The organism is Candidatus Rokuibacteriota bacterium (assembly GCA_030647435.1).
Lineage (GTDB): Bacteria > Methylomirabilota > Methylomirabilia > Rokubacteriales > CSP1-6 > AR37.
Genome location: JAUSJX010000068.1, coordinates 1 through 24,844, shown reverse-complemented (window position 1 = coordinate 24,844; position 24,844 = coordinate 1). Strand labels below are relative to the sequence as shown.

42 protein-coding genes and 1 pseudogene are annotated in these 24,844 nt (G+C 68.5%); 35 read left to right on the top strand and 8 right to left on the bottom strand.

Features of this window, described 5'->3' with window-relative positions; translation table 11 throughout:
- The 32 genes and pseudogenes from Q7W02_12640 to rplQ form a co-directional block, all read left to right on the top strand.
- Positions 1–140, top strand: a 140-nt coding sequence (locus Q7W02_12640; GenBank protein MDO8477015.1) for an elongation factor Tu, incomplete at its 5' end; no start/stop codon positions are given.
- A 3-nt stretch (positions 141–143) separates the two neighbouring features.
- A complete protein-coding gene (gene rpsJ / locus Q7W02_12635; GenBank protein ID MDO8477014.1) occupies positions 144–464 on the top strand; it encodes a 30S ribosomal protein S10 in 321 nt (106 codons plus the stop codon).
- A gap of 71 nt (positions 465–535) precedes the next feature.
- Positions 536–1,210, top strand: coding sequence for a 50S ribosomal protein L3 (rplC, locus tag Q7W02_12630; GenBank protein MDO8477013.1), 675 nt, complete (start codon positions 536–538; stop codon positions 1,208–1,210).
- Position 1,211: 1 nt separating this feature from the next.
- A complete protein-coding gene (gene rplD, locus Q7W02_12625; GenBank protein ID MDO8477012.1) occupies positions 1,212–1,838 on the top strand; it encodes a 50S ribosomal protein L4 in 627 nt (208 codons plus the stop codon).
- A complete protein-coding gene (gene rplW, locus Q7W02_12620) occupies positions 1,835–2,128 on the top strand; it encodes a 50S ribosomal protein L23 (protein MDO8477011.1) in 294 nt (97 codons plus the stop codon). The genes rplD and rplW overlap by 4 nt, the downstream gene beginning before the upstream one ends.
- A gap of 4 nt (positions 2,129–2,132) precedes the next feature.
- Positions 2,133–2,957: a 50S ribosomal protein L2 gene (rplB, locus tag Q7W02_12615; GenBank protein MDO8477010.1), complete on the top strand. Its 825-nt coding sequence runs from the start codon at positions 2,133–2,135 to the stop codon at positions 2,955–2,957.
- Between the two features lie 12 nt (positions 2,958–2,969).
- Entirely contained in the window at positions 2,970–3,263 is a 294-nt protein-coding gene (rpsS, locus tag Q7W02_12610) for a 30S ribosomal protein S19 (GenBank protein MDO8477009.1), read from the top strand.
- A gap of 7 nt (positions 3,264–3,270) precedes the next feature.
- A complete protein-coding gene (gene rplV, locus Q7W02_12605) occupies positions 3,271–3,636 on the top strand; it encodes a 50S ribosomal protein L22 (protein MDO8477008.1) in 366 nt (121 codons plus the stop codon).
- Positions 3,637–3,638: 2 nt separating this feature from the next.
- Positions 3,639–4,289, top strand: a complete 651-nt coding sequence (gene rpsC / locus Q7W02_12600; protein ID MDO8477007.1) for a 30S ribosomal protein S3 — start codon at positions 3,639–3,641, stop codon at positions 4,287–4,289.
- A gap of 6 nt (positions 4,290–4,295) precedes the next feature.
- Positions 4,296–4,712: a 50S ribosomal protein L16 gene (rplP, locus tag Q7W02_12595; GenBank protein MDO8477006.1), complete on the top strand. Its 417-nt coding sequence runs from the start codon at positions 4,296–4,298 to the stop codon at positions 4,710–4,712.
- 25 nt (positions 4,713–4,737) lie between these two features.
- Positions 4,738–4,938 (top strand): 50S ribosomal protein L29, encoded by a 201-nt coding sequence (rpmC, locus tag Q7W02_12590; GenBank protein MDO8477005.1) that lies wholly within the window; start codon positions 4,738–4,740, stop codon positions 4,936–4,938.
- Positions 4,939–4,953: 15 nt separating this feature from the next.
- Positions 4,954–5,205 carry a 30S ribosomal protein S17 gene (gene rpsQ, locus Q7W02_12585; GenBank protein ID MDO8477004.1) on the top strand — a complete coding sequence of 84 codons (252 nt, stop codon included), beginning with the start codon at positions 4,954–4,956 and terminating at the stop codon, positions 5,203–5,205.
- A gap of 16 nt (positions 5,206–5,221) precedes the next feature.
- Positions 5,222–5,590, top strand: coding sequence for a 50S ribosomal protein L14 (gene rplN, locus Q7W02_12580; GenBank protein MDO8477003.1), 369 nt, complete (start codon positions 5,222–5,224; stop codon positions 5,588–5,590).
- A gap of 8 nt (positions 5,591–5,598) precedes the next feature.
- Entirely contained in the window at positions 5,599–5,925 is a 327-nt protein-coding gene (gene rplX, locus Q7W02_12575; GenBank protein ID MDO8477002.1) for a 50S ribosomal protein L24, read from the top strand.
- A gap of 147 nt (positions 5,926–6,072) precedes the next feature.
- The gene (gene rplE / locus Q7W02_12570; protein MDO8477001.1) at positions 6,073–6,618 is read left to right on the top strand and encodes a 50S ribosomal protein L5; all 546 of its coding nucleotides are present in this window, start codon (positions 6,073–6,075) and stop codon (positions 6,616–6,618) included.
- 3 nt (positions 6,619–6,621) lie between these two features.
- Entirely contained in the window at positions 6,622–6,816 is a 195-nt protein-coding gene (locus tag Q7W02_12565) for a type Z 30S ribosomal protein S14 (protein MDO8477000.1), read from the top strand.
- 13 nt (positions 6,817–6,829) lie between these two features.
- Complete coding sequence (gene rpsH / locus Q7W02_12560) at positions 6,830–7,228, top strand: 30S ribosomal protein S8 (protein ID MDO8476999.1); 399 nt, start codon at positions 6,830–6,832, stop codon at positions 7,226–7,228.
- Positions 7,229–7,245: 17 nt separating this feature from the next.
- The gene (rplF, locus tag Q7W02_12555; GenBank protein ID MDO8476998.1) at positions 7,246–7,788 is read left to right on the top strand and encodes a 50S ribosomal protein L6; all 543 of its coding nucleotides are present in this window, start codon (positions 7,246–7,248) and stop codon (positions 7,786–7,788) included.
- Positions 7,788–8,153 carry a 50S ribosomal protein L18 gene (gene rplR, locus Q7W02_12550; GenBank protein MDO8476997.1) on the top strand — a complete coding sequence of 122 codons (366 nt, stop codon included), beginning with the start codon at positions 7,788–7,790 and terminating at the stop codon, positions 8,151–8,153. The genes rplF and rplR overlap by 1 nt, the downstream gene beginning before the upstream one ends.
- A gap of 14 nt (positions 8,154–8,167) precedes the next feature.
- Positions 8,168–8,698: a 30S ribosomal protein S5 gene (gene rpsE / locus Q7W02_12545; protein ID MDO8476996.1), complete on the top strand. Its 531-nt coding sequence runs from the start codon at positions 8,168–8,170 to the stop codon at positions 8,696–8,698.
- Positions 8,682–8,906 carry a 50S ribosomal protein L30 gene (gene rpmD / locus Q7W02_12540; protein ID MDO8476995.1) on the top strand — a complete coding sequence of 75 codons (225 nt, stop codon included), beginning with the start codon at positions 8,682–8,684 and terminating at the stop codon, positions 8,904–8,906. Before rpsE ends, rpmD begins: the two co-directional genes overlap by 17 nt.
- A pseudogene (gene rplO, locus Q7W02_12535) lies at positions 8,903–9,349 on the top strand (50S ribosomal protein L15). The gene rpmD and the pseudogene rplO overlap by 4 nt, the downstream one beginning before the upstream one ends.
- 194 nt (positions 9,350–9,543) lie before the next feature.
- A complete protein-coding gene (secY, locus tag Q7W02_12530; protein MDO8476994.1) occupies positions 9,544–10,857 on the top strand; it encodes a preprotein translocase subunit SecY in 1,314 nt (437 codons plus the stop codon).
- Positions 10,854–11,516: an adenylate kinase gene (locus tag Q7W02_12525; GenBank protein ID MDO8476993.1), complete on the top strand. Its 663-nt coding sequence runs from the start codon at positions 10,854–10,856 to the stop codon at positions 11,514–11,516. The genes secY and Q7W02_12525 overlap by 4 nt, the downstream gene beginning before the upstream one ends.
- Positions 11,513–12,268, top strand: coding sequence for a type I methionyl aminopeptidase (gene map / locus Q7W02_12520; protein ID MDO8476992.1), 756 nt, complete (start codon positions 11,513–11,515; stop codon positions 12,266–12,268). The genes Q7W02_12525 and map overlap by 4 nt, the downstream gene beginning before the upstream one ends.
- A gap of 3 nt (positions 12,269–12,271) precedes the next feature.
- Entirely contained in the window at positions 12,272–12,490 is a 219-nt protein-coding gene (gene infA, locus Q7W02_12515; protein ID MDO8476991.1) for a translation initiation factor IF-1, read from the top strand.
- Positions 12,491–12,620: 130 nt separating this feature from the next.
- The gene (rpmJ, locus tag Q7W02_12510; protein ID MDO8476990.1) at positions 12,621–12,734 is read left to right on the top strand and encodes a 50S ribosomal protein L36; all 114 of its coding nucleotides are present in this window, start codon (positions 12,621–12,623) and stop codon (positions 12,732–12,734) included.
- Positions 12,735–12,901: 167 nt separating this feature from the next.
- A complete protein-coding gene (gene rpsM / locus Q7W02_12505) occupies positions 12,902–13,318 on the top strand; it encodes a 30S ribosomal protein S13 (GenBank protein MDO8476989.1) in 417 nt (138 codons plus the stop codon).
- A gap of 12 nt (positions 13,319–13,330) precedes the next feature.
- A complete protein-coding gene (gene rpsK, locus Q7W02_12500; GenBank protein ID MDO8476988.1) occupies positions 13,331–13,771 on the top strand; it encodes a 30S ribosomal protein S11 in 441 nt (146 codons plus the stop codon).
- Positions 13,772–13,785: 14 nt separating this feature from the next.
- Complete coding sequence (gene rpsD, locus Q7W02_12495; GenBank protein MDO8476987.1) at positions 13,786–14,409, top strand: 30S ribosomal protein S4; 624 nt, start codon at positions 13,786–13,788, stop codon at positions 14,407–14,409.
- A 28-nt stretch (positions 14,410–14,437) separates the two neighbouring features.
- Positions 14,438–15,424 (top strand): DNA-directed RNA polymerase subunit alpha, encoded by a 987-nt coding sequence (locus Q7W02_12490; protein MDO8476986.1) that lies wholly within the window; start codon positions 14,438–14,440, stop codon positions 15,422–15,424.
- Entirely contained in the window at positions 15,421–15,921 is a 501-nt protein-coding gene (rplQ, locus tag Q7W02_12485; GenBank protein ID MDO8476985.1) for a 50S ribosomal protein L17, read from the top strand. Before Q7W02_12490 ends, rplQ begins: the two co-directional genes overlap by 4 nt.
- Before the next feature lie 69 nt (positions 15,922–15,990).
- Here rplQ and Q7W02_12480 read toward each other — a convergent pair whose 3' ends face one another.
- The 8 genes from Q7W02_12480 to Q7W02_12445 all read right to left on the bottom strand — a co-directional run bounded on the left by Q7W02_12480 (position 15,991) and on the right by Q7W02_12445 (position 23,540).
- Positions 15,991–16,653 carry a dienelactone hydrolase family protein gene (locus tag Q7W02_12480; protein MDO8476984.1) on the bottom strand — a complete coding sequence of 221 codons (663 nt, stop codon included), beginning with the start codon at positions 16,651–16,653 and terminating at the stop codon, positions 15,991–15,993.
- A 48-nt stretch (positions 16,654–16,701) separates the two neighbouring features.
- On the bottom strand, positions 16,702–17,943 hold the full coding sequence (locus Q7W02_12475) for a hemolysin family protein (GenBank protein MDO8476983.1): 1,242 nt from the start codon (positions 17,941–17,943) through the stop codon (positions 16,702–16,704).
- Complete coding sequence (locus Q7W02_12470; GenBank protein MDO8476982.1) at positions 17,940–19,217, bottom strand: hemolysin family protein; 1,278 nt, start codon at positions 19,215–19,217, stop codon at positions 17,940–17,942. The genes Q7W02_12475 and Q7W02_12470 overlap by 4 nt, the downstream gene beginning before the upstream one ends.
- Entirely contained in the window at positions 19,210–20,250 is a 1,041-nt protein-coding gene (thiL, locus tag Q7W02_12465; protein MDO8476981.1) for a thiamine-phosphate kinase, read from the bottom strand. The genes Q7W02_12470 and thiL overlap by 8 nt, the downstream gene beginning before the upstream one ends.
- Positions 20,250–20,834 carry an aminodeoxychorismate/anthranilate synthase component II gene (locus Q7W02_12460; protein ID MDO8476980.1) on the bottom strand — a complete coding sequence of 195 codons (585 nt, stop codon included), beginning with the start codon at positions 20,832–20,834 and terminating at the stop codon, positions 20,250–20,252. The genes thiL and Q7W02_12460 overlap by 1 nt, the downstream gene beginning before the upstream one ends.
- A gap of 130 nt (positions 20,835–20,964) precedes the next feature.
- Entirely contained in the window at positions 20,965–22,521 is a 1,557-nt protein-coding gene (gene trpE, locus Q7W02_12455) for an anthranilate synthase component I (GenBank protein ID MDO8476979.1), read from the bottom strand.
- A 10-nt stretch (positions 22,522–22,531) separates the two neighbouring features.
- Entirely contained in the window at positions 22,532–22,858 is a 327-nt protein-coding gene (gene trxA / locus Q7W02_12450) for a thioredoxin (GenBank protein ID MDO8476978.1), read from the bottom strand.
- A gap of 16 nt (positions 22,859–22,874) precedes the next feature.
- The gene (locus Q7W02_12445) at positions 22,875–23,540 is read right to left on the bottom strand and encodes a hypothetical protein (GenBank protein ID MDO8476977.1); all 666 of its coding nucleotides are present in this window, start codon (positions 23,538–23,540) and stop codon (positions 22,875–22,877) included.
- A 203-nt stretch (positions 23,541–23,743) separates the two neighbouring features.
- Between Q7W02_12445 and Q7W02_12440 the strand changes: the two genes are divergently transcribed.
- The 3 genes from Q7W02_12440 to Q7W02_12430 form a co-directional block, all read left to right on the top strand.
- Positions 23,744–24,106 carry a response regulator gene (locus tag Q7W02_12440; GenBank protein MDO8476976.1) on the top strand — a complete coding sequence of 121 codons (363 nt, stop codon included), beginning with the start codon at positions 23,744–23,746 and terminating at the stop codon, positions 24,104–24,106.
- A gap of 22 nt (positions 24,107–24,128) precedes the next feature.
- A complete protein-coding gene (locus Q7W02_12435; GenBank protein MDO8476975.1) occupies positions 24,129–24,644 on the top strand; it encodes a chemotaxis protein CheW in 516 nt (171 codons plus the stop codon).
- A gap of 1 nt (position 24,645) precedes the next feature.
- Positions 24,646–24,844: hypothetical protein (locus Q7W02_12430; GenBank protein MDO8476974.1), on the top strand; the 199-nt coding region annotated here is incomplete at its 3' end.

Here is a 24,844-nt window from a genome sequence, read left to right as displayed (position 1 = left end):
AGATGGTGATGCCGGGGGACAACGTGACGATGACGATCGAGCTGATCCAGCCGGTGGCGATGGAGAAGGAGCTGCGGTTCGCGATCCGCGAGGGCGGGCGCACCGTGGGCGCCGGCGTCGTCGCGGAGATCGCGGAGTAGGGCATGGTCACCGTCAGCGCCGACCAGAAGATCCGCATCCGGCTCAAGGCGTACGACCACAATCTCCTGGACCGCTCGATGAAGGAGATCGTGGAGACCGTGCGCCGCACGGGCGCCCGCGTCACCGGCCCCGTGCTGCTGCCGACCATGATCAATCGCTGGACGGTGCTGCGCTCGCCCCACGTGGACAAGACATCCAGGGAGCAGTTCGAGATGCGGACCCACAAGCGCCTGCTCGACATCCTGGACCCGACGCCGCAAACGGTCGACGCCCTCATGAAGCTGGACCTGCCCAGCGGCGTCGACGTGGAAATCAAGCTCTAGAGCTGCAGCATGACGAGGTGCAGCCGCGAGGCGAGACGAGCACTCATGGAGACGAGAACGCAGCCATGGCGATGAAGGAAGGGCTGATCGGCCGGAAGAGGGGCATGACCCAGGTCTTCGGCGACGACGGGAGCATGATCCCGGTCACCGTGGTCGAGGCCGGGCCCTGCACGGTGGTGGGGGTGCGCACGAAGGCGACCCACGGCTACGACGCGCTCCAGATCGGCTTCGAGCCCGCGAAGAAGAACGTCACCAAGGCCATGGCGGGCCACTACAAGAAGGCCGGCGTGGAAACGCCGATGAAGGTGCTGCGCGAGATGCGGCTGCAGAAGAGCGAGGCCGTCGCCGCCTACCAGCCGGGCCAGACGCTGACGGTCGAGCTGTTCGTGCCCGGGGAGTTCGTGGACGTGGTGGGCGTGACCAAGGGTAAGGGCTTCCAGGGCGGCGTGAAGCGCCACGGCTGGTCCGGCGGCGACCAGAGCCACGGCTCGATGTTTCACCGGGCGCCGGGCTCCATCGGGGCGTCGTCCGATCCTTCTCGCGTCTGGCCTGGCCACAAGCTGCCGGGACGCATGGGCGGCGACCGCCGCACCGTGCTCAACCTGCCGGTCGTGCGCGTCATCCCCGAGCAGAACCTGATCCTTCTGCGGGGCGCGGTGCCGGGACACACCGGGACGCTCCTGGTCGTGCGCAAGAGCGTGAAGCAGACCAAGGCGCAGCAGCAGAAAGCCAAAGAGGCCAAGTAGCATGCCGACCGTTCCAGTGCTCGACGCGAAGGGCAAGGCGCAGCAGCAGCTCGAGCTGTCCGCCGACGTGTTCGCGGGCCCGGTCCGCGTCCCGCTGCTGCACCAGGCGGTTGTGAAGGAGCTGGCGGCGCGGCGCGCGGGCACTCACGACACCAAGGGGCGCAGCGAGGTCTCGGGCGGCGGCAGGAAGCCCTGGAAGCAGAAGGGCACGGGCCGGGCCCGCCAGGGCTCGATCCGCGCCACTCAGTGGAAGGGCGGCGGCAAGCCCTTCGGCCCCACACCCCGGAAGTACGACAAGAAGATGCCGACCGAGATGCGGCGCGCGGCTTTGCGAGAGGCGCTGGCGGCCAAGATCGCCTCGGGCGAGGTGTCCGTGGTTGACCAGCTCGGCCTGACGGAGGCCAAGACGAAGGTACTGACGAGCCGGCTCAAGGGCCTGGGGCTGCCCGAGGGACCCACGCTCCTCGTGGTCTCGGAGCGCACGGAAAGCCTCGACCGCGCGGCGCGGAACCTGCCGTGGCTGTCGGTCGAGACGCCGACCCATGCCTCCGTCTACCAGGTTCTGCGCAACGACCGCGTCGTCTTCGAGAAGGCGGCGCTGTTGTCGCTCCAGGAGGCGTTGGCATGAACCGCGATCCCCGGAACGTGCTGGTCAAGCCGCTGATGACCGAGAAGAGCATGCAGCGGAAGGAAGAGCTCAACGCGATCACCTTCCAGGTGTCGGTCGACGCCAACAAGGTCGAGATCCGCCAAGCCGTCGAGAAGGTTTTCAACGTCAAGGTCGCGACCGTGCGCACGGCCTCTCACGAGGGCAAGTGGAAGCGCATGGGCAAGTTCGAGGGTCGACGCCCGGCCTGGAAGAAGGCGGTCGTGACGCTCGCGCCCGGCCACAAGATCGACCTGGTCGAGGGAGCCTAGGACCATGGGAATCCGGACACTCAAGCCCACCTCGCCGGCCCGGCGCTACATGACACTCCTCACCAACGAGGAGATCACGAAGAAGACGCCGGAGAAGAGCCTCCTGTCGCCGAAGAAGCGGACGAGCGGGCGGAACGTCTACGGGCGCATCACCGTCCGCCACCGGGGCGGCGGGCACAAGCGCATGCTGCGAGACGTCGATTTCCGGCGCGACAAGGTCGGCATCCCCGCGGTGGTCAAGGGGATCGAGTACGACCCGGGCCGCTCGGCGCGCATCGCGCTCCTGCACTACAAGGACGGCGAGAAGCGTTACATCATCGCCCCGCTCGGGCTCAAGCCCGGCGACGTCATCATGTCGGGTCCCCAGGCCGACATCCTGCCAGGCAACGCCCTGCCGATCAGGAACATCCCGCTCGGCACCTTCGTGCATAACGTCGAGCTCCAGCCCGGCAAGGGCGGCCAGCTCTGCAGGAGCGCCGGCACGCTCGCCCAGCTCCTGGCCAAGGAGGGCGACCACGCCAACCTCAAGCTGCCCTCTGGCGAGGTGCGTCAGGTCAAGCTCGAGTGCATGGCGACGGTGGGACAAGTCGGTAACCTGGACCACGAGAACGTGTCCGTCGGCAAGGCCGGGCGCACGCGCTGGAAGGGTTTCAGGCCCACCGTCCGCGGAACCGTGATGAACCCCGTCGACCATCCCATGGGCGGCGGCGAAGGCAAGGGCAAGGGCAATCACCCGATGACCCCATGGGGCAAGCCGACCAAGGGGTACAAGACGCGGCGCGGCGCGCGCCCGTCGGACCGCTACATCGTGACGCGCCGGACGAAGTAGGAGCCGAGACCTATGGGACGCTCTACCAGGAAGGGACCGTACATCGAGGAGAGGCTGGAGAAGCGGGTGGAGGAGCTCAACCGCCAGCGCCAGAAGAAAGTCCTGAAGACCTGGTCGCGGCGCTCCACCATCATCCCGGAGTTCGTGGGCCACACGCTCGCCGTGCACAACGGCCGGAAGTTCATCCCGGTCTACGTCACCGAGAACATGGTGGGCCACCGGCTGGGCGAGTTCGCCCTGACGCGCACTTTCAAGGCGCACGGGCAGGCCGAGAAGGCCACCGTGTCGCCGACGGGGAAATCCTGAGCACGCCATGAAGACCCGAGCCACCGCGCGCTACATCCGCGTCCCGGCCTCCAAGGCCAGGCTGGTCCTCGATCACATCCGGGGCAAGTCGGCGGGCGAGGCCCTGGCGCTGCTGCAGTTCACTCCCAAGGCGGCCGCCCGGCTCATTGAGAAGGTGCTGCGCTCGGCCATCGCCAACGCGGAGCACAACCACCAGGTGCGGGACCTCGACGACCTTCGGGTCGTCAAGGCCACGGCCGACGGCGGTCCCTCGATGAAGCGCGTCTCGCCGCGGGCGATGGGGCGGGCCTTCTTCATCAAGCACCGCACCAGCCATCTCACGATCGAGCTTTCCGACGAGACGGCGCGCCCCCCGCGGGCCGCCCAGAGGTAGCCATGGGGCAGAAGACGCATCCGATCGGGTTCAGGCTGGGTGCCACGCGCACGTGGAGCTCCCGGTGGTTCGCCACCAAGGGGTACGCGGAGCTCCTGCACGAGGACGTCAAGATCCGCCGGTTCATCAAGTCCTCGCTCTACCACGCGGGGATCTCGCGGATCGACATCGAGCGCTCGGCCAACCGTGCCCGCATCTCCATCTTTACCGCGCGGCCCGGCATCATCATCGGCCGCAAGGGCGCGGAGGTGGAGAAGCTCAAGAACGAGATCCAGTCGCGCACCGCCAAGGAGGTCTACCTCAACATCGAAGAGGTGGTCCACCCGGAGCTGGACGCGCAGCTGGTGGCCGAGAACGTGGCGCTGCAGCTGCAGAAGCGCGTCGCATTCCGCCGGGCGATGAAGAAGGCGGTGACGTCGGCGCTCCGGCTGGGCGCGGACGGCATCAGGATCGCCTGCTCGGGGCGCCTGGGCGGCGCCGAGATCGCGCGGCGCGAGTGGTATCGCGACGGGCGGGTGCCGCTGCACACGATCCGGGCCGACATCGACTACGGCCTCGCCGAGGCCCACACGACGTACGGGGCGATCGGCGTGAAGGTCTGGATCTTCAAGGGCGAGGTGTTGCCCGCGCAGCGTCAGGCGGCGGAGGCGTAAGCAGCCATGCTGATGCCCAAGCGCGTCAAGTACCGCAAGGCCCAGCGCGGCCGCATGAAGGGCAAGGCGCAGCGCGGCTCCACGCTCGCCTTCGGCGACTTCGGGCTCAAGGCCCTCGAGCCGGGCTGGGTGACCAACCGTCAGATCGAGGCCGCGCGTGTCTCCCTCGCCCGCAGCGTCAAGCGGGGAGGCAAGATCTTCATCCGCATCTTTCCGGACAAGCCGGTGACGAAGAAGCCGGCCGAGACGCGGATGGGCAAGGGCAAGGGCAACCCGGAGTTCTGGGTCGCCGTGGTGAAGCCGGGACGCATCATGTACGAGATGGAAGGCGTGGACGAGCCAACAGCGCGCGAGGGTTTCCGCCTGGCGGCGCAGAAGATCGGCATCAAGACCAAGTTCGTGTCCCGTACGCGGGCATTCTAACAGCGCACATGAAAGCGACAACAGCATGAAAGCGGCGAGCTGGCGGGAGATGAGCGGCGAAGACCTGGAGCAGAAAGTCAAGGAGCTGACCGAGGAGTTGTTTAATCTCCGGTTCCAGCTTTCCATGGGCGTGGCGAAGAACCCTTCGCGGGTGCAGCAGGCCAGGCGGGATCTCGCGCGGGCGAAGACCATCCTCCGCGAGCGCCAGCTGAAGAGCGCGAGTTAACAGGAGATAAAGGGCGTGGCTGAGACCAAGACGAGAGAAGGCGTGGTGGTGAGCGACAAAATGACCAAGACACGTGTGGTGATGATTGAGCGTGTCTTCCGCCACCCCCGCTACGAGCGAGTCATCACGCGGTCGAAGCGGCTGAAGGCCCACGACGAGACCAACGCCAGCAAGGTCGGAGACCGGGTGCTGATCGAGGAGACGCGACCGCTGTCGAGGGACAAGCGATGGCGCATCCGCCAGGTTTTGACACGCGTGGGCGCGTGAGGCGGGGGCACCGGCCATGATCCAGCCTCGAACCATGCTCGACGTCGCGGACAACTCGGGCGCCAAGAAGGCCCAGTGCATCCGCGTGCTGGGCGGCTCCAACAAGCGCACCGCCTCTCTGGGCGACATCGTGATCGTGGCCGTCAAGGAGGCCGTGCCGGACGGCACGGTGAAGAAGGGCGAGGTCGCGCGCGCCGTCGTTGTGCGCACAGTCAAAGAAGTCGGGCGCAAGGATGGCTCGTACATCCGTTTCGACCGCAACGCGGTCGTGCTGATCAAGGTGGACGACAACCCGGTGGGCACGCGCATTTTCGGGCCGGTTGCCCGCGAGCTGCGAGACCGGCAGTTCACAAAGATCATCTCGCTGGCCCCTGAGGTCATCTGAGGACCGTCATGGCGATGGCGCGCGTGCGGAAGGGCGATACGGTGGTGGTGGTGGCTGGCAAGGAACGCGGCAAGCGCGGGAAGGTGCTCCGCGTGATCACGGGGAAGGGGCGCGTGCTGATCGAGCACGTCAACATGATCAAGAAGCACCAGCGCCCGACGCAGAAGCTGCGGCAGGGCGGCATCATCGAGCGCGAGGGGCCGATCCACCTGTCGAACGTGATGTTGGTGGATCCGCAGACGGACAAGCCCACCCGGGTCGGCGTGCGGTCGCTCACCGACGGCAAGAAGGCCCGGGTCGCCCGCAAGTCGGGCGAATTCATCGACAAGGCGTAACCCATGGCTGATGCGGACAAGAAAGAGAAGCCGAAGGCGCCGCAGGACGGCAAGTCCCCCCAGGGCGCCAAGCAACCCAGGCCGGCCAAGGGCCCGGCGCCGGCCGCTCCCGCGACGCCGGCGGCCCGCGCCCGCGTCACCGGGGACGTGCCCCCGCGTCTGCGCGACCGGTTCAGGACGGCGGTGATTCCCGCGCTGATGAAGGAGCGGGGCTACACCAACCCCTTCCAGGTGCCGCGCCTCGAGAAGATCGTCATCAACATGGGCGTGGGCGAGGGCAAGGAGAACCCGAAGGTGATGGACTTCGCCGTGGCTGATCTCCAGATGATCACGGGCCAGAAGCCCGTCGTGACGCGGGCCAAGAAGTCCATCGCGAACTTCAAGCTCCGCGAGAACTCGCCCATCGGGTGCAAGGTGACGCTGCGCGGGGCGCGGATGTACGAGTTCCTCGACAGGCTGGTCAACGTGGCCCTGCCCCGGGTGCGGGATTTCAAAGGCGTGCCGCCGAAGGCGTTCGATGGGCGCGGCAACTACGCCCTCGGTCTCAAGGAGCAGGTGATCTTTCCCGAGATCGAGTACGACAAGGTGGACAAGGTGCGCGGCATGGACGTGATCATGGTCACCTCGGCCCGGACCGACGAGGAGGCCAAGGCGCTGCTCGCGCACCTCGGCGTCCCCTTCAGGGAGTCCTAACGTATGGCGAAGACCTCGCTCATCATGAAGGCGGAGCGGCTGCAGAAGGCGTCCAAGTTCAAGACGCGCGTCTACAGCCGCTGCAAGCTGTGCGGCCGGCCGCGCGGTTTTCTCAGGAAGTTCCAGCTCTGCCGGCTCTGCTTCCGGGAGCTCGCCCTCAAGGGCGAGGTACCGGGCGTGATCAAGGCGAGTTGGTAGGGGGCGGACGACCATGTCGATGAGCGACCCGATCGCAGACCTCCTGACGCGCATCCGCAACGCGAGCCGCGCCGAGCACGAGAAGGTGGACATCCCGTCCTCCAAGCTCAAGGTGCGGATCACCGAGATCCTCAAGGACGAGGGCTTCATCAAGAACTTCCGCCTCATCGAGGACAAGAAGCAGGGGACGCTGCGCGTCTACCTCAAGTACGGCCCGGGGAACGAGAAGATCATCTCCGGCCTGGTGCGGGTGTCGAAGCCCGGCCGCCGCGTCTATGTGGCCAAGGACAAGATTCCGAGCATCCTGGGCGGGATGGGTGTCGCCATTCTGTCCACGTCGCGCGGTGTCATGACGGACCGCGCCGTGCGCAAGCAGCAGCTCGGCGGCGAAGTCCTCGCGTACGTGTGGTAGCAACAGGAGCGCACGCCATGTCACGAATCGGCAAGAAGCCCATCCCGGTTCCGCAGGGGGTCAAGGTCGCCATCGAGGGCCAGACCGTCAAGGCGGAGGGGCCCAAGGGCAAGCTCAGCCAGACGGTGCCCGGCAGCCTGTCCGTCACGGTGGAGCAGAACGTGCTGACAGTCGGCCGCAGCTCGGAGCACCGGACGGTGCGGGCGCTGCACGGCCTGATGCGCTCGCTCATCGCCAACATGGTCCACGGCGTCAAGGACGGCTTCGAGCGCAAGCTCGAGATCGTCGGCATCGGGTACCGCGCGCAGGTGCAGGGCAAGAGCCTGCAGCTGGCGCTTGGCTATTCGCACCCGGTGATCTTCCCGCTGCCGGAGGGCATCCAGGCCGAGGTGGACAAGCAGGTGTCCATCACGATCAAGGGCGCGGACAAGGCCCTGGTCGGGCAGACGGCGGCCAAGATCCGGGAGCTGCGGAAGCCCGACCCGTACAAGGGCAAGGGCATCAAGTACTCCGATGAGCACATCCGCCGCAAGGTCGGCAAGAAGGCGGGGGCCAAGTAATGCGGACTGAACTCAAGGTCGAGGGACGCAAGATCAGGCACCTGCGGGTGCGCACGAAGGTGCAGGGCACGGCGGAGCGGCCGAGGCTGGCCATCTTCCGCAGCCTCAACCACATCTACGCCCAGGTGGTGGACGACGCGGCCGGCCGCACGCTCGTGTCGGTGGACAGCCGCTCGACCGATTTTCGCGGCAAGGCCAAGAGCGGCGGCAACGTGGCGGCGGCGAAGATCGTCGGCGAGCTCGTGGCGAAGAAGGCCAAGGCAGGCGGCATCGGCCAGGTCGTCTTCGACCGCGGCGGCTACCAGTACCACGGGCGGGTCAAGGCCCTGGCCGAGGCGGCCCGCGCCGCCGGCCTTTCATTCTAGACAGGAGACGCTGAGTGGCTGAGGCGAAGATCGATGCAAGCGCGCTGGACCTGACGGACCGGGTGGTCGCCATCAACCGGGTCGCCAAGGTGGTCAAGGGCGGCCGGCGGTTCTCTTTCACGGCGCTGGTCGTCGTGGGCGACGGGCGGGGGCACGTGGGCGTGGGGCTGGGCAAGGCCCGCGAGGTACCCGAGGCGATCCGGAAGTCGGTCGAGCACGCCAAGAAAGACCTGATCCTCGTGCCGCTCAAGGACACCACGATTCCGTTCGCGATCACCGGCCACTTTGGCGCGGCGCGGGTGTTCCTGCGCCCGGCCTCGCACGGCACGGGTGTCATCGCGGGAGGGGCGGTCCGGCCCGTGCTGGAGGCGGCCGGCGTCCAGGACATCCTGACCAAGACCCTGGGCACCAACAACCCGCACAACGTGCTCAAGGCGACCATCGACGCGTTCCGCCGCCTCAAGCAGCTCCTGGACACGCACAACGCCCGTCGCAGGTCCACGGACGGCGATGGCCAGGAGGCATCCGGTGGCAAAGAAGCTTAAGGTCACCCTGGTCAAGAGCCTGATCGGGCTTTCGCCGAAGCAGGAGGCGACCGTCAGGGCGCTCGGGCTCAGGCACATCCGCCAGACGGTGGAGCACGACGACACCCCGACCATCCGCGGCATGATCGACGCCGTGCCGTTCGCCGTCAAGGTCGCAGGGCGAGGTGCAGCCGAAGGCGAGACGAGCGCCTCCAGGAAGACGCAATGAGACTCGAAGATCTCCGGCCGGCGAAGGGTTCGACGAAGAAGCGGAAGCGGCGTGGCCGCGGTCCGTCCTCGGGCAGCGGCAAGACCTCCGGTAAGGGCCACAAGGGGCAGAAGGCCCGCTCGGGCGGCGGCGTGCGCCCCGGCTTCGAGGGCGGCCAGATGCCGCTCTTCCGGCGCCTTCCGAAGCGCGGCTTCCTGCCCTACGGCGGCAAGACCGAGTTCGCGGTGGTCAACGTCAAGGACCTCTCCGCGCGCTTCGCGGCCGACAGCGTCGTGGACCCGGACGGGCTCGTCGAGGCCGGCCTCATCAAGAAGTCGGGCCGCAAAGCGGTGAAGGTGCTGGGCGACGGCGCGGTCGCGCATGCGCTCACGGTCAAGGCGCACCGGGTCAGCGAGTCGGCGAAGCAGAAGCTCGAGGCAGCGGGCGGCCGGGTCGAGGTCCTGCCCGCCAGGCCGGAGGTGCCCGGCACCAAGCGGAAGGCATCTAACACCAAGCGGAAGGCATCTAACACCAAGCGGGAGGCATCTAACACCAAGCGGGAGGCATCTAACACCAAGCAGGAGGCATCTAACACCAAGCAGGAGGCATCTAACACCGAGCGGGAGGCATCTAACACCGAGCGGGAGGCTTCTAACTGATGATGGAGGGGCTCAAGAGCTTCCAGAACATCTCCAAGATCCCGGAGCTCAAGCGCCGGGTCTTGGTGACGCTGGGGCTCCTGGCGGCCTATCGCCTGGGCGCGCACGTGCCGACGCCGGGCATCGACGCCGCCGCGCTGGCCGCGCTCTTCAACCAGATGCAGAGCGGCCTGCTCGGCATGGTCGATCTCTTCTCCGGCGGCAACCTGCGCCGGCTCACGGTCTTCGCGCTGGGCATCATGCCGTACATCTCGGCGTCCATCATCCTCCAGCTCCTGACCGTCGTGATCCCGACGCTCGAGCGGCTGGCCAAGGAAGGCGAGGCGGGCAAGAAGAAGATCACCCAGTACACCCGCTACGGCACCATCGGGCTGTCCATGATCCAGTCCTTCGGCATCGCCGTGGGGCTCGAGAGCATGCAGCCGCAGGGCGGGCTCGTGCTGGTGCCGGACCCGGGCTGGGGCTTCCGGCTGATGACCATGCTGACGCTGACCACCGGCACCGCCCTCATCATGTGGCTGGGCGAGCAGATCTCCGAGAAGGGCATCGGCAACGGCATCTCGCTCATCATCTTCGCGGGCATCGTCGTGCGGCTGCCCTCGGCGGTGGTCTCGTCCTACACGCTCATCACGACGGGCGAGCTCAAGCTCTTCGTGTTCATCGGTCTCGTGGTCATGATGGTGCTGGTGACCGCGGCGGTGATCGTGATGCAGGAGGGGCAGCGCAAGATCCCGGTCCAGTACGCCAAGCGCATGGTCGGACGGCGGATGGCCATGGGCCAGACCACGCATATCCCCCTGCGCATCAACACGGCAGGTGTCATCCCGGTCATCTTCGCCTCGTCGCTGATCCTGTTCCCGGCGACGCTGACGCGCTTCATCCAGCATCCGTGGATGCAGGCGTTCTCCGAGGCGCTCTCCCCGGGGCAGGTGACGTACACGGCCCTGTACTGCGCGCTCATCATTTTCTTCACGTACTTCTACACGGCCATTGTCTTCAACCCGATCGACCTGGCCGACAACATGAAGAAGTACGGCGGCTTCATCCCGGGCGTGCGCCCCGGCAAGAAGACGGCCGAGTTCATCGACCGGGTGCTGACGCGCATCACCCTGCCCGGGGCCATCTTCCTTGCCCTCATCTCCGTGCTGCCCGACTTCCTGATCCGCTGGTTCAACGTGCCCTTCTACTTCGGGGGCACGAGCTTGCTGATCGTGGTCGGCGTGGCGCTCGATACCGTGCGGCAGATGGAGTCGCACCTGCTGATGCGGAACTACGAAGGCTTCCTTCGAAAGAAAGCGAGGGCGCAGGCGTGAGCGTCCGGGTCATCTTCCTCGGACCGCCCGGCGCCGGCAAGGGCACCCAGGCGCAGGACCTCGCGCGCGAGTGGGGCGTGCCGCACATCGCCACGGGCGACATGCTGCGCGAGGCCGTCGCGGCCAAGACTCCGCTCGGGCTGGAGGCCAAGCGCCACATGGACTCGGGCGGCCTCGTGCCGGACCCCGTCGTGATCGGGCTGGTCGGCCTGCGGCTCGGCCAGCCGGACGCCAAGGCCGGCTGCGTGCTCGACGGATTCCCGCGCACGGTCGCCCAGGCCGAGGCCCTCGACGCGCTGTTCTCGCGGACGGGCATCGCGCTGGATCGGGTCGTGTTCTTCGACGTGTCGCGGGGAGAGCTGCTCCGCCGCCTCACGGGCCGCCGGATCTGCCGCTCGTGCGGCCGCTCCTTCCACTTGGTGTCGGCGCCTCCGAAGGTCGCCGGGAAGTGCGATGCCTGCGGCGGCGAGCTCTACCAGCGCACGGACGACAGCGAAGCCACGGTGGCGACGCGGCTCGACGTGTACCAGACGCAGACGGCGCCCCTGCTCGACTACTACCGCGGCCGCAAGCTCTTGGCCGAGGTGGCGGGCGAGGGGCCGGTTGACCGGGTCGCCGAAGCCATCCGCACGGCCGTGGAACAGGCGGTGACGCGGTGATCCTGCTGAAGTCCTCCCGGGAGCTCGAGCACATGCGCGCGGCCGGCCGCATCCTGGCCGAGGTCAAGGCGCGGCTCAAGGCCCTCGTCCGGCCCGGCGCCTCGACCAAGGACATCGACGAGGACATCGAGGCCTTCATCGTCGGCAAGGGCGCCGCGCCGGCCTTCAAGGGCTATCGCGGGTACCCGGCGACGGTGTGCGCCTCGATCAACGACGAGGTCGTCCACGGCATCCCCTCGGCCAAGCGAAAGCTCAAGGACGGCGACATCATCGGGCTCGACCTCGGCTGCATCGTCGAGGGCTACTACGGCGACTGCGCCATCACCCTGCCGGTCGGGCCGGTACCCGAGAGAGTCCAGGAGCTCCTCGATGTCACGCGCGAGAGCCTCGACAAGGCCATCGTGCAGTGCCGGGCGGGCAACCGCATCGGCGACATCTCCCACGCCGTGCAGGCGCACTGCGAGAGCCACGGCTTCGGCGTCGTGAGGGCGTTCGTCGGGCACGGGATAGGCCGGGCCCTCCACGAAGAGCCGCAGGTGCCGAACTTCGGCGAAGCCGGGCGGGGCCCGGTGCTCAAGGCCGGCATGGTGCTCGCCATCGAGCCCATGGTGACGATGGGGTCGTGGGAAGTGCGGGTGCTCGAGGACGGCTGGACCGCGGTGACGGTGGACGGCAGCCTCGCGGCCCATTTCGAGGACACGATCGCGATCACGGCGAACGGCCCGGAAGTCCTCACGCGGACGGCGGCCTAGGGCATGCCGAAGGAAGACGCGATCGAGGTCGAGGGCACCGTGGTGGAGCCGCTGCCGAACGCCATGTTCCGCGTCGAGCTCGAGAACGGCCACAAGGTGCTCGCGCACGTGTCAGGCAAGATGCGCATGAACTTCATCCGGATCCTGCCCGGGGACAAGGTCAAGGTGGAGCTGTCGCCTTACGACCTGACCCGCGGCCGGATCACGTACCGGTTTAAGTAATGCAGTGCGAGCTGAGGACCGGCCGAGTGCCGAAGGCACACGGGCGGGTGGCAGTGCGAGGTGAACGCCGAGGGCGCGAGCCGAGGGCTGAGTTGATCGTGAGCGGTGAAACGGTTCGAAAGGACCCACTATGAAGGTCAGACCGTCCGTCAAGGTGCGGTGCGAGCACTGCAAGATTGTGCGGCGCGAGGGTGTCGTGCGCATCATCTGCAAGAACCCGCGCCACAAGCAGCGCCAAGGGTAATGGTAGTGCGAGCTGAGGGACGGTCGAGTGCCGAAGGCACACGGGCGGCCTGAGGTGAGCGGTGAAATGGTTCGAAATGCAGTGCGAGCTGAGGGACGGTCGAGTGCCGAAGGCACACGGGCGGCCTGAGGTGAGCGGTGAAATGACTCGAAAGGAGCACTGACCATATGGCACGTATCTCCGGAGTGGACCTGCCGCGGGACAAGCGCGGCGAGATCGCGATCCAGTACATCTACGGGATCGGTATCCCGTCCGCCAAGAAGATCTTCGCCGACGCGAGGGTCGACCCCGGCAAGCGGGTCAAGGCCTGGAGCGACGAGGAGACGGCGCGGGTGCGCGATATCATCGAGCGCGAGTACAAGGTCGAAGGCGACCTGCGGCGCGAAGTGTCGATGAGCGTCAAGCGCCTCATGGACATCGGCTGCTACCGCGGCATCCGCCATCGCAAGGGCCTGCCCGTGCGCGGGCAGCGGACCCACACCAACGCCCGCACCCGCAAGGGCAAGAGCAAGGGCGTCATGGTCAAGAAGAAGTCCGTGGCCGCGGCCGCCCCCGCACCCGCCGCCGCGCCACCGAAGAAGTAAGGAGCCCCACGCATGGCTGACGAAGCGCCAGAGAAGGCGGCGGAGAAGGAAGAGTCGAAGGCTCCGGCTGCGCCCCGCAAGGGCGGGCGCAAGCGGGAGCGCAAGGAAGTCCGCGTGGGCATCGCCCACGTCCAGGCGACGTTCAACAACACGATCGTCACCCTGACGGACAAGATGGGCAACGTGGTCTCATGGGCGAGCGCCGGCAGCGTCGGGTTCAAGGGCTCGCGCAAGAGCACACCCTTCGCCGCGCAGACCGCGGCGGAGAACGCCGCGCGCAAGGCGATGGACCTGGGACTGAAGCAGGTGGAGGTGTTCGTGCGGGGTCCGGGGGCAGGTCGGGAGGCGGCCATCCGCTCGCTCCAGGCCGTGGGCCTCGAGATCTCCGCGATCCGTGACGTGACGCCGATTCCGCACAATGGGTGCCGTCCGCCCAAGCGGCGTCGGGTGTAGGGGAGGAGAGAGCGTTGGCGCGATATCGTGCGGCAGCCTGCCGGCAATGCCGGCGTGAAGGCATCAAGCTGTTCTTGAAGGGGTCCCGTTGCTTCGGGGAGAAGTGTGCCATCGAGCGGAGGAACTACCCGCCGGGCCAGCACGGGCTCTCCCGGGTCAAGCTCACGAACTACGGCATCCAGCTGCGCGAGAAGCAGAAGGCCAAGCGCATCTACGGCGTCCTCGAGAGCCAGTTCCGCCGCTACTTCGCGATGGCCGAGCGCGAGCGCGGGGGCACGGGCGAGAACCTGCTCAAGCTGCTCGAGCGGCGGCTGGACAACGTCGTGTTCCGCTTGGGCATGGCCGCCTCGCGGCGCGAGGCGCGGCAGATAGTCGGCCACGGCCACATCCAGATCAACGGCCGGAAGGTCTCCATCCCCTCGTACATCGTCAAGGTCGGAGAGGTCGTCCAGCTGCGCCCGACCTCCAAGATGCAGGAGCGGGTCGCCGACAACCTGGGCGCGGGGCGCCAGCAGATTCCGGCGTGGCTCGAAGTCGATCCCAACGAGAAGAAAGGCACCGTGCGCGGCCTGCCGATCCGGGAGGACATCCAGATCCCGGTGCAGGAGCAAATGATCGTCGAGCTGTTCTCGAAGTAAGGCCGCCGCAAGCGGAAGAAGGGAACGTATGGCACGGATTCCGTTCCAGAAGCCGAAGACGATCGAGTGGCAGATTCTGTCAGACCGATACGGCCGCCTCGTGGCCGAGCCGTTCGAGAAGGGCTATGCCCTGACGGTCGGCAACTCGCTGCGCCGCACCCTGCTCAGCATCATCCCGGGGGCGGCCGTGGCGTGGGCGCGCGTCAAGGGCGTCAAGAATGTCGAGACGCCCCTGCCCGGCGTGGCGGAGAGCACGCAGGACGTGCTCCTGAACCTCAAGAAGCTCGCGGTCAACGTTCCCTCGGGCGAGTCCATGGAGACGCGGCTCGAAGCCAAGGGGCCCAAGGCCGTCACGGGCGCGGACGTCTCCGAGGCGACGGGGGTCGAGGTGCTGAACCCCGAGCTCCATATCGCCACCCTCGAGGCCGGCGCGACGCTCGCGATCGACCTCGGGATCGGAGTGGGCCGCGGCTACGTTGCCGCAGACCGGCACGCGGCCGGAACCGTGCCCCCGGGCGCCATCGCGCTCGACTCGGCCTTCTCGCCCATCCAGCGCGTGTCCTACAACGTCGAGAACGCGCGGCTCGGCAAGATCACCGACTACGACCGGCTGGTCGTCGAGGTGTGGACGAACGGCGCCGTGTCGCCCGACGAGGCGCTGACGCGGGCGGCCACCCACATGCGCGACCAGTTCGCTCTGCTGGCGCCCGAAGGCGGCGAGGAAGAGGAGGAGGAAGTCGAGGGCGCCGGCGAGGGCTCGCTGCAGGACAGCCTGGCCAAGCCTCTCGATGACCTGCCGCTGCCGGCGCGCGCGATCAACGCGCTCAAGAACGCCGAGATCCTCGTGGTCGCGGATCTCGTCCAGAAGACCGACGCTGATTTGGAGCAGGTCAAGAACCTCGGCGACAAGTCCATCGAGGAGATCAAGACCGCCCTGGCCGCGCTGGGCCTCTCGCTCGGGATGCGGATCGACCCGAACCTGCTCGGGACCCTGGGGCGCGGAGGGGTGAAATGAGGCACGGCAAGGCCGGGTTCAAGCTCGGGCGCGTCACCGCGCACCGCTGGGCGCTCTTCAGGAATCTCCTCGTGGCGCTCTTCCGCCACGAGCGCATCATGACCACGGAAGCCAAGGCCAAGGCGGTGCGCGGCCTCGCGGACCAGATGGTGACGCTGGCCAAGCGCGACAACCTCCACGCGCGCCGGCAGATCCTGAGCATGGTACCGGATACCGAGGTGGTAAAGAAGCTGTTCGACACCATCGCCGCGCGCTTCGGCGACCGCCACGGCGGCTACACGCGGATCATCAGGGCCGGTACGCGGCCGGGTGATCGCGCGCTCATGGTCGTCCTCGAGCTGGTGGACCGGCCCGAGGCGCCCAAGGAGAAGGCCAAGACGGACGCCAAGTCGGGGAAGACACCCAAGGCCGAGAAGGCCGGGAAGGGCGACAAGGGCGCCGCCGCCGCGCCGGCCGCCAAGGGCAAGAAGAAGAAAGCCGCCGCCGCGGCCGGCTAGCTTTCGCGGCGAACGAGCTGGACTCAAGCGGGGGGCCGTGAGACCCCCCGCTTTCTTTTTCTTCCGCGGCTACTTCAGGTGCTTCTTGAAGTGGTCCGCGGTCCGCTTCCAGGCGTCGTCGGCCGCGGCCTTGTTGTAGGCGTCCGGGCGCTCGTCGTTGAAGAAGGCGTGGTCCACGCCTGGGTAAATGTGGATCTCGACGGGCTTGCCGGCCTTCTTGATGGCCGCCTCGACCCCCCGCGCGACGTCGGGATTGACGAAGCCGTCTTTCTCGGCGAAGAGCCCGAGCACCGGGCCCGAGAGCTTCGCGTAGTCGGGCTTGACGTTGGGGTGGATGCCGTAGAAGTCGACCACCGCGCCGATGGACGCATTCGTGCAGCCGGCGAAGAGCGCGAGCTGGCCGCCCATGCAGAAGCCGACCGCGCCGAGCTTGGCCGTGGAGGAATGGCCCGCGAGATACGTGGCCGCCCCGCGCAGGTCCTTCTCGGCGTGCTCGATGTTAAGCGCCATGAAGAGCTTGCCCGCGCCGTCGGGCTCGCTGGCCGTCTTGCCGTGGTACATGTCGGGCGCCAGGGCCGAGAAGCCCGCCGCGGCGAAGCGATCGCACACGGCCTTGATGTGCGGAACCAGCCCCCACCACTCCTGGACCACGAGGACTCCTGGACCTTTGCCTGAGGCCGGCGTCGCGAGATATCCGTCCGTCGTATGACCATTACTTGGGAACTGAACCATCTTTCCCGGCATGGCGCTCTTCCCTCCTGCGGTTAGAGGTTTGTAGGGTCAGCCCGCCGAGCCTGCGGGCGGGGTGATGCGCACGGTGAGGATGCGGCGCGGGTCGGCTTCGAGGACGGTGAAGGTGTGGCGGCCGACCTGGAACTCCTCGCCGACCAGCGGGATCCGGTGCATCGTGGCCAGCACGAGCCCGGCGACTGTCTCGAAATCGCCCGTGGGCAGGTCCCAGTCCAGCGCGTCGTTGAGGTCCTCGACCCGCTCGCGCCCGGCGACGCGGTAGCTGCCGTCCGGCAGCCGCTCCACCGTCGCCCCGGTGCGATCGTGCTCGTCGTGGATCTCGCCGACGACCTGCTCGACGATGTCCTCCACCGTGACGATGCCGACGGCGCCGCCGTACTCGTCGATCACCACGGCCAGCTGCACGCGCGCCTTCTGCATCTCCGTCAGGAGCTCGTCGATGCGCTTGGTCTCCGGCACGTACGTCGCGGGGCGCATCAGGGTCTTGAGGTCGGACGCCTCTGCGCCGCGGCTCAGGAGGTCCATGGCGGCGACGGCGCCCACGATGTTGATCACGCGGTCGGTGAACACGGGAATGCGGGAGAAGCCGCGCTCCTGGATGAGCCGGACGGCGTCCTCAGGCCGGGCCGTCTCCGGCAGGGCCACGACGTCCACCAGCGGCACCATGATCTCGCGCACGGCCGTGTCGCCAAGATCGAAGATCTTGTCGATCATCTCCGCCTCGGAGGACGTGACGCCGGCCTCCTCGGGCTCGAGCTGGAGCAGAAGCTTGAGTTCCTCCCGCGAGACGAACTGGCGCGTGTCGCTCGTGCGCAGCCCCAGGGCGCCGAGCGCCCCGGCCACGAGGGCCCGCGCGCCCCAGGTCAGGGGGGAGAGAATTGCGGCCACCAGCTCCAGCACGCGATAGAGCCGGAGGATCAAGGCTGTCGCCCACTCGCTGGCCACCGCCTTGGGGATGATCTCGCCGAAGACCAGCATGAGCGGGACCAGGACCGCCGTGGCCAGCGCCGCTGACCACCCGCCCACCACGGGCAGCAGCACCCAGGTCGTCATGGAGGACGCCGCGATGTGGGCGACGGTGACGCCCATCATGGCCGCCGAGAGCATGCGCTCGGGGTGGTGGAAGGCCTCGAGGTAGCGGGTCGCCGTGGTGTTGCCGCCCTCGGCCAGGTGGCGGATGCGCACGCGGTTGGCGGCGATGAACGCCATCTCGGCGGCCGAGAGCACGGCCGTGACCAGGACCGCCGCGGCGATGCCCCAGACGTACGTCATGCCGCCTGGCTCCTGCCCGCCCCGCGCCGGATGGCGACCAGCACCTCGACCACGCGCGTGCGCTCGACCTTCTCCACGGTCACCGTCACGTCGTCCGTTTGCGTCTTCTCGCCGCGGTACGGGACGCGTCCGAAGAGGTCGAGGACCCAGCCGCCCACCGTGTCGAACGACTCCTTGGGCAGGTGCAGCCCCGTCGCAGCGTTGAACTCGTCGATGGGCAGCTTGCCCGAGACACGGTAGCTTGCCGCGTCCACCTTCTGGATCAGGCGCTCCTCTTCGTCGAACTCGTCGCGTATCTCCCCGACCAGCTCCTCGAGCAGGTCCTCGAGCGTGACGAGGCCTGCCGTGCCGCCGTACTCGTCCACCACGACGGCCAGGTGGAGCTTCTTGGCCTGGAACTCGCGCAGGAGCGCGTCCGCCCGCTTGGATTCGGGCACGAAGTAGGGCGGGTGGAGGTGCGCGCGCAGGTCGAAGTCCGCCGGAAGCCCCTTCAGGTGCGGCAGAAGCTCCTTGGTGTAGAGCACGCCGATGATCTGGTCAACGGTCTCTTCGAAGACGGGCACCCGCGAGTGGAGCTGCTCGCGGAGGAGAGGGAGGATGTCGGCGGGCGGCGTGGCGAGGTCGAGGCAGAACATGTCCGGGCGCGGGACCATGACCTCGCGCACCAGCGTGTCCTCGAGCTCGAAGACCTTGTGGATCATCTCGCGCTCGGTCCTGTCCACGACGCCCTCGCGGGCGCCCACGTCGACCAACGTGCGCAGCTCCTCCTCGGAGATCTCCGGCTCGCCCCGCTTCCTCTCGGAGCCGACCAGGCGCAGCGTCACGGCCGTGAGCGCGCTCAGCATGGCGCGCACGGGCCACAGGAGGGCCGAGAGCCAGGCCACGGGCCGGCTCACCCAGGCCGAGTAGCGCTCGGGGTGCTCGACGGCCAGCGTCATCGGCAGGACTTCACCGAAGACGAGGAGGAGGACGGTCATGGAACCGATGGCGACGGCCAGCCCCGCGGGGCCGAAGAGCTTGGCGGCCACCACGGCCGCGAGCGCCGAGGACCCGATGTTCGCGAGCGTGATGCCGACGAGCAGGGTCACGAGGAGCTCGTGAGGCCGGGAGAGGAGGGGCTGGAGCGGAGCCTGATCGGGACCCTGCTGCTCGGCCAGCCGCTTGAGGCGGGCCCGCCCGAGCGAGAAGTAGGCCGACTCGGCGCCCGTGAGGAGGGCGGAGACGAGCACGAGCGCGCCGAGGCCCGCGACCTCGAGGACGCTCAGGCTATCCACTGAAGTGCTCGTAGCCCGGCGCCACGGCCACCGGCTCCCCTGCGGCGTCGAGGAAGGTCACTCCCGCCCCGAGGGCCTCGATCTCGCCGACCACGGTCAGGGCCGTGCCCATGGCCCGGCCGAGGCCGTCGCGGAGCGCGTCCACGGACGCCGGGTCGCAGGTCAGGAGGAGCTCGAAGTCTTCGCCGCCCGAGGTCGCCCACGAGAGCGCCTCGGCGCCGAGGGCGCCCGCGACTTCGCGCGCGGCGGGATCCACCGGCAGTCGGTCCAGCGCCACGCGAGCGCCGACGCCGCTCTCGCGGCAGATGTGGGCGAGGTCGGTGGCCAGGCCGTCAGAGCAGTCCATCATCGCGTGCACGGCCGCGGCGGCGCCGAGCCACCGCCCCTCGGCCACCCGCGCGGTTGGACGGAGGTGCGCCGCGGTGACGGCCTCGAGCGTTGCCGGCCGCACGGCGTCGAGCCGAGCGCGTCCCGCTTCGAGCGCAGCCAGCCCCGCGGCCGACCGTCCCAGCGTGCCCGTCACCGCCACGGCGTCGCCGGGCGTCGCGCCCGAGCGCAGCCGCGGGCGGCCTTCGTGCTCGCCCAGCAGGGTGACGTTCACGAACCAGCCGCGGGGCGACGTGGAGGTGTCGCCGCCGACGATCGCGACGCCGTGGGGCGCCGCGGCCCGTCTCATGCCCTCGTACAGCGCCTCGACCTCCGCGGGGTCGGCGGGGGCGGGAAGCGCCAGCCCGACGAGCGCCCAGAGCGGGCGGCCGCCCTTGCCTGCGATATCCGAGAGGTTGACGGCCATCGCCTTCCAGCCGATGTCGAAGGGTGAAGCCCAGGCGCGGCGAAAGTGGACGTCCTCGACGAGGAGATCCGTGGTCGCGAGGAGGCGCGCGCCCGGCTGGGGCAGCAGCACCGCCGTGTCGTCGCCGATGCCGGTCTCCACGCGCTCGGCCGGACTACGCTCGACGGTCCGCCGGATGAGCCTGATTAGCTCGAGCTCGCCGGGGGAGGACGAACGACTTGGAGGGTCCGCCGCGCCCATCACGCGACCGCCGCAGAGCGCGTGAGCCCGAGGAAGTTCCGCAGGAGCGCCTTGCCCTGCCCGGTCAGGATGGACTCGGGGTGGAACTGGACGCCCTCGACGGGGAAGCGGTGGTGGCGCAGACCCATGATCTCACCGTCCTCCGCGCGCGCCGAGATCTCCAGGTCCGCCGGGAAGCCCTGGTCCAGCACGACGAGGGAGTGATAGCGCGTCGCCTCGAAGTCCTGCGGCAGCGCCGCGAAGACGCCGCGGCTATCGTGATGGATGCGCGAGGTTTTGCCGTGCATCTGCTTGCGGGCCCGGCTGACCGTCCCGCCGAAGGCCTGGCCGATGGCCTGGTGCCCGAGGCAGACGCCCAGGATTGGGGTGGTCTCGTGGAAGCGGCGGATGAGCGCGAGCGAAATGCCGGCGCCGTCCGGGTTGCCGGGACCCGGCGAGATCACGATGCCTTCGGGCTCCAGGCGCTCGATCTCCTCGACCGTGATCTTGTCGTTGCGCGCCACGCGCATCGTGGCGCCCAGCTCGCCCAGGTACTGGACCAGGTTGTAGGTGAACGAGTCGTAGTTGTCCAAGACCAGGATCATCACCGGTTCCGGGGGGGAGCGCCATCTGCCGCTCCTTGGTTTTCGCTTGCCTCGGAACTGGCGGGGCCCAGCCCGCCGAAGTTCCTCGGCTCGCCCTGCGCCCCGGCCCCCCCCACCAGCCTTCGTGTGATCACCGTGTTTTGCCTTTTCTTGGCCCGCCGGTTTCTTGGGAGACGCGGAGCGCCAGCAGCATGCCGCGCGACTTGGAGCATGTCTCGAGCCACTCCGTCTTGGGGTCCGAGTCGGCCACGATGCCCGCGCCCACCTGGATCGAGGCGCGGCCGCCGTGGCAGACCACGGTGCGGATGGTGATGCAGGAGTCGAGGTTGCCCGAGTACGAGACGTACCCGACGGCGCCGCCGTACGGTCCCCGGCGGGTGGGCTCGAGCTCTTCGATGATCTCCATGGCTCGGATCTTTGGCGCCCCCGTCAGCGTCCCCGCCGGGAAGCAGGCCTCGAGCACGTGGAAGGCGTCGCGCCCCGGGTCGAGCCGGCCGCGGACGTGGCTGACGAGGTGCATGACGTGCGAGTAGCGCTCGACCACCATGAACTCCGTCACCTCGACCGAGCCGATCCTGGACACCCGCCCGAGGTCGTTGCGGCCGAGGTCCACGAGCATCACGTGCTCGGCGCGCTCCTTGGGGTCGGACTGCATCTCGGCCGCGAGCTTGTCGTCCTCCGCCTCCGTCCGGCCCCGCGGGTGCGTGCCCGCGATGGGCCGTTCCTCGACGCGGTCGTCTTCGAGGCGCACGAGCACCTCGGGCGAGGAGCCGACGATGCTCGTCTTGCCCAGCCGGAGGAAGAAGAGGTACGGCGACGGGTTGATGGTGCGCAGCGCCCGGTAGACGGTGAAGGGATCCGCCTGGAGCTCCGTGTCCAGCCGCCGCGAGACCACGATCTGGTACGCGTCGCCCGAGGCAATGTACTCCTTGGCCTGGCGCACGCGCTCCATGTATGTCGCCTCGTCCATGGTCGAGGTGAAACCCTCCTCGCCCATGGCGACGAGCGGGTCGACGGCCGGGAAGGTCAGCGGTGCCGGCGGCCGCGCGGGGCGCGCGAGCTTGGCCAGGAGCGCCTTGATCCTGTCGACCGCCTGATCATAGGCGCGGTCGAGCGAGGCCGGATCCTGGCTCGTGATATGCGCGTTGCCGATGACCAGCAGGCGGTGGCGGAGGTTGTCGAACACCAGCAAGCTGTCCGTGAACATGAACACGGCATCCGGCAGCTTGAGGTCGTCCTTGGCCCGGCGGGGCAGCTTCTCGACGTGGCGGACCATGTCGTAGGAGAAGAAGCCCACGGCGCCGCCCTGGAAGCGCGGCAGCCCGGGCACGGCGACGGGCTTGAAGCGCGCGAGGAGCGCCCGCAGCGCCTCGAAGGGGTTCCGCGCCTGGAGCGTCTCCACGCGGCCGTCGGCGTGGCGCACCGTGAGCCGACGCCCCTTCGCGGTGAAGACCATGGAGGGCTCCGAGCCCAGGAAGGAATAGCGCGCCCACTTCTCGCCGCCCTCGACCGACTCCAGCAGGAAGGCATACGGTCCGGGCCGCAGGCGCAGGAAGGCCGACAGCGGCGTGTCGAGGTCGGCCGCCACCTCGGCATAGACCGGCACGAGGTTGCCGCCGGCGGCCAGCCGGCGGAACTCCTCGCGCGACGGAGAGAGCGGGGGCAGCACGTGCCCCACCGTAGTCATGGCGGCAGGGCTACGCGAGGGCGTCCAGCTTCTTCTTCATCTGGGACTTGGGCACCGCGCCGATGACCTGGTCCATGACCTTGCCGTCTTTCATGAAGAGGATGGTCGGGATGGAGCGGACGCCGTAGCGCGCGGCGAGCTGCGGGTTGTCGTCCACGTTGACCTTCGCGAGGCTCACCGAGCCCTTGGACTCCTCGGCCAGCTCCTCGAGCGCCGGCGCGATGGCGCGGCAGGGCTGGCACCACTCCGCCCAGAAGTCCACCATGAGGACTTCCTTGTGCTTGCCGATCTCGGCGTCGAAGCTCGCCTCCGTCAGATGCAGTGTCGTCTCGGCCATACGATACGCGTCTCCTTTAGTGGGACTTCCTGCGTGCCCGCGCGCTGTCGAGGTATCGAACCATCCACTCCCGTGCCAGGTCCTTGCACCCGAGCCCGAAGGCCAGCGCCAGTGCCAGTGCCACGGCGCCGAAGAGGATGACGAAGGCCGAGCGGACCAGTTCCGGCGCGATGCCGAGCTCCTCGAGCGTCACGGCGGCGGTGAAAGCCACGACGGCGTAGCGGACGAGCGCGGCCAGCGCGTCGCTCTCGGCCATCCCGGCATTCGCCGCGGCCGCGCGGATGACCCCGGCCAGGAAGCTCGCGAGGAAGAGCCCGAGGATGAGCACCACCACCGCGGCGATGACCTTCGGGACATAGACCAGGCACCGCGTCAGGACCTCCGAAACCTGGGTCAGGCCGAGAGCGCTCACGGCGGCGACCAGGGTGGCGAGCAGCACCAGCCAGTAGACGAGCACGGCAAGCAGCTCGGCCGGGCTCTGCCTGATGTCCGCCCGGACCAGGACGTCGTCGATACCGGCCTTCTCGGAAGCGATGTCGAAGCGAACCGTCAGCAAGAAGCGGAATACCAATCCTTTCGAGAACTTAGCCGTCAACCACCCAACGAAGAGGATGCCCAGAGCGACCACCAAGCGGAAGGCGAGGGCTCGGCTGGGCTCAAGGACGGCGGCTGGCAGATCCATAAAAACGCAGAGCCACGCTAACATACCCCCCACGACATCGCAAGGTGGGCAGGCGGGTTTCCCTTGACACCCCCGGCGTCCAGACGCCATTCTGAAAGACTCAAGGTTACGGTAGGTTGCGGCGCATAATGAGCGTGGCCGGCACCCTTCCCGAGCCCATCATGGGCGGTGCCGGAGACCCCTGAAGGAGGGCGCTCGACTCGATGGCCAAGGTCATGGTGGTGGACGACGCCTATTCGGAGCTCAAGCTGATGGAAGGCATCCTCAAATCCGCCGGACTCGAGGTCGTCTGCTTCCCGGACGGCGACCAGCTCGAGGAGCGGATGGTTCAGGAGCAACCGGACGTGCTTCTGCTCGACATCGTCATGCCCAACCGCAACGGCTACGAGATCCTCCGCAGCCTGAAGCGCGACGAGCGCACGAAGCGCACGCCCGTCGTTCTTGTCAGCTCGAAGAACCAGGAGAGCGACCGCGTCTGGGGCAAGCGGCAGGGGGCCGACGAGTACCTGGGCAAGCCCTTCACCGCCGAGCAGCTCGTCACCGTCGTCCGGCAGTTCGTCAAGTGAGCGCGCACGCGGCTTCCCGACGATGACCACGCTGCCCGCCGAATCGCGCCCGGAAGCCCGGCAGACGCGGGCGTGCCTGGTCAAGCTGGCGGGCAGCCGCTTCGCCGTCGAAGTACGATACGCGCGAGAGGTCGTCGTCTTCGACGAGCACACGATGGTCCCGCTCGCGCCGTCGCACCTGCTCGGCGTCGTCAACCTCCGGGGCTCCGTGATGCCGCTCGTGGACATCCGTCCCTTCCTGGGGCTTGAGGCGGCGCGCGCGGCCCGAGAGACCCGGGCGCTCGTCGTGGAGTGTGACGGCGACCAGGCGGCGCTCCTGATCGACGAGGTGGAGGGGCTCGAGCCGCTCGAGGGACTGGCGCCGGCCGGGAACGGTGACGAGGTCCGCGACCAGGACTTCAGCGCCGGCCGCCTCGAGCGCGAGGGCGGCGTGGTGACGCTGCTCGACGTGCGGCGCATTCTGGGGGCACTGGGCGGCCCAACCCAAGCGGCCCCAATCGAAGCGGCCCCAATCGAAGCGACCGAAGAGGCGGGCTGACATGGACCGGCGGCGCTTTCTTGGCCTGACGTCCAGCATCGCCGCGGGCAGCATCGCCGCGGGCGGCATCGTGGCGGGTGGTTGCGTGCTCGGTCCCGGCGGCCGATCGTGGGCGCAGGTCGCCCCGGCCCCGCGGCCGGGCGCTCGGCCGGCCGCGGGGCCGCCCGAGCCGCCGACCGCCAGCGCGCCCGGCGTCAGCG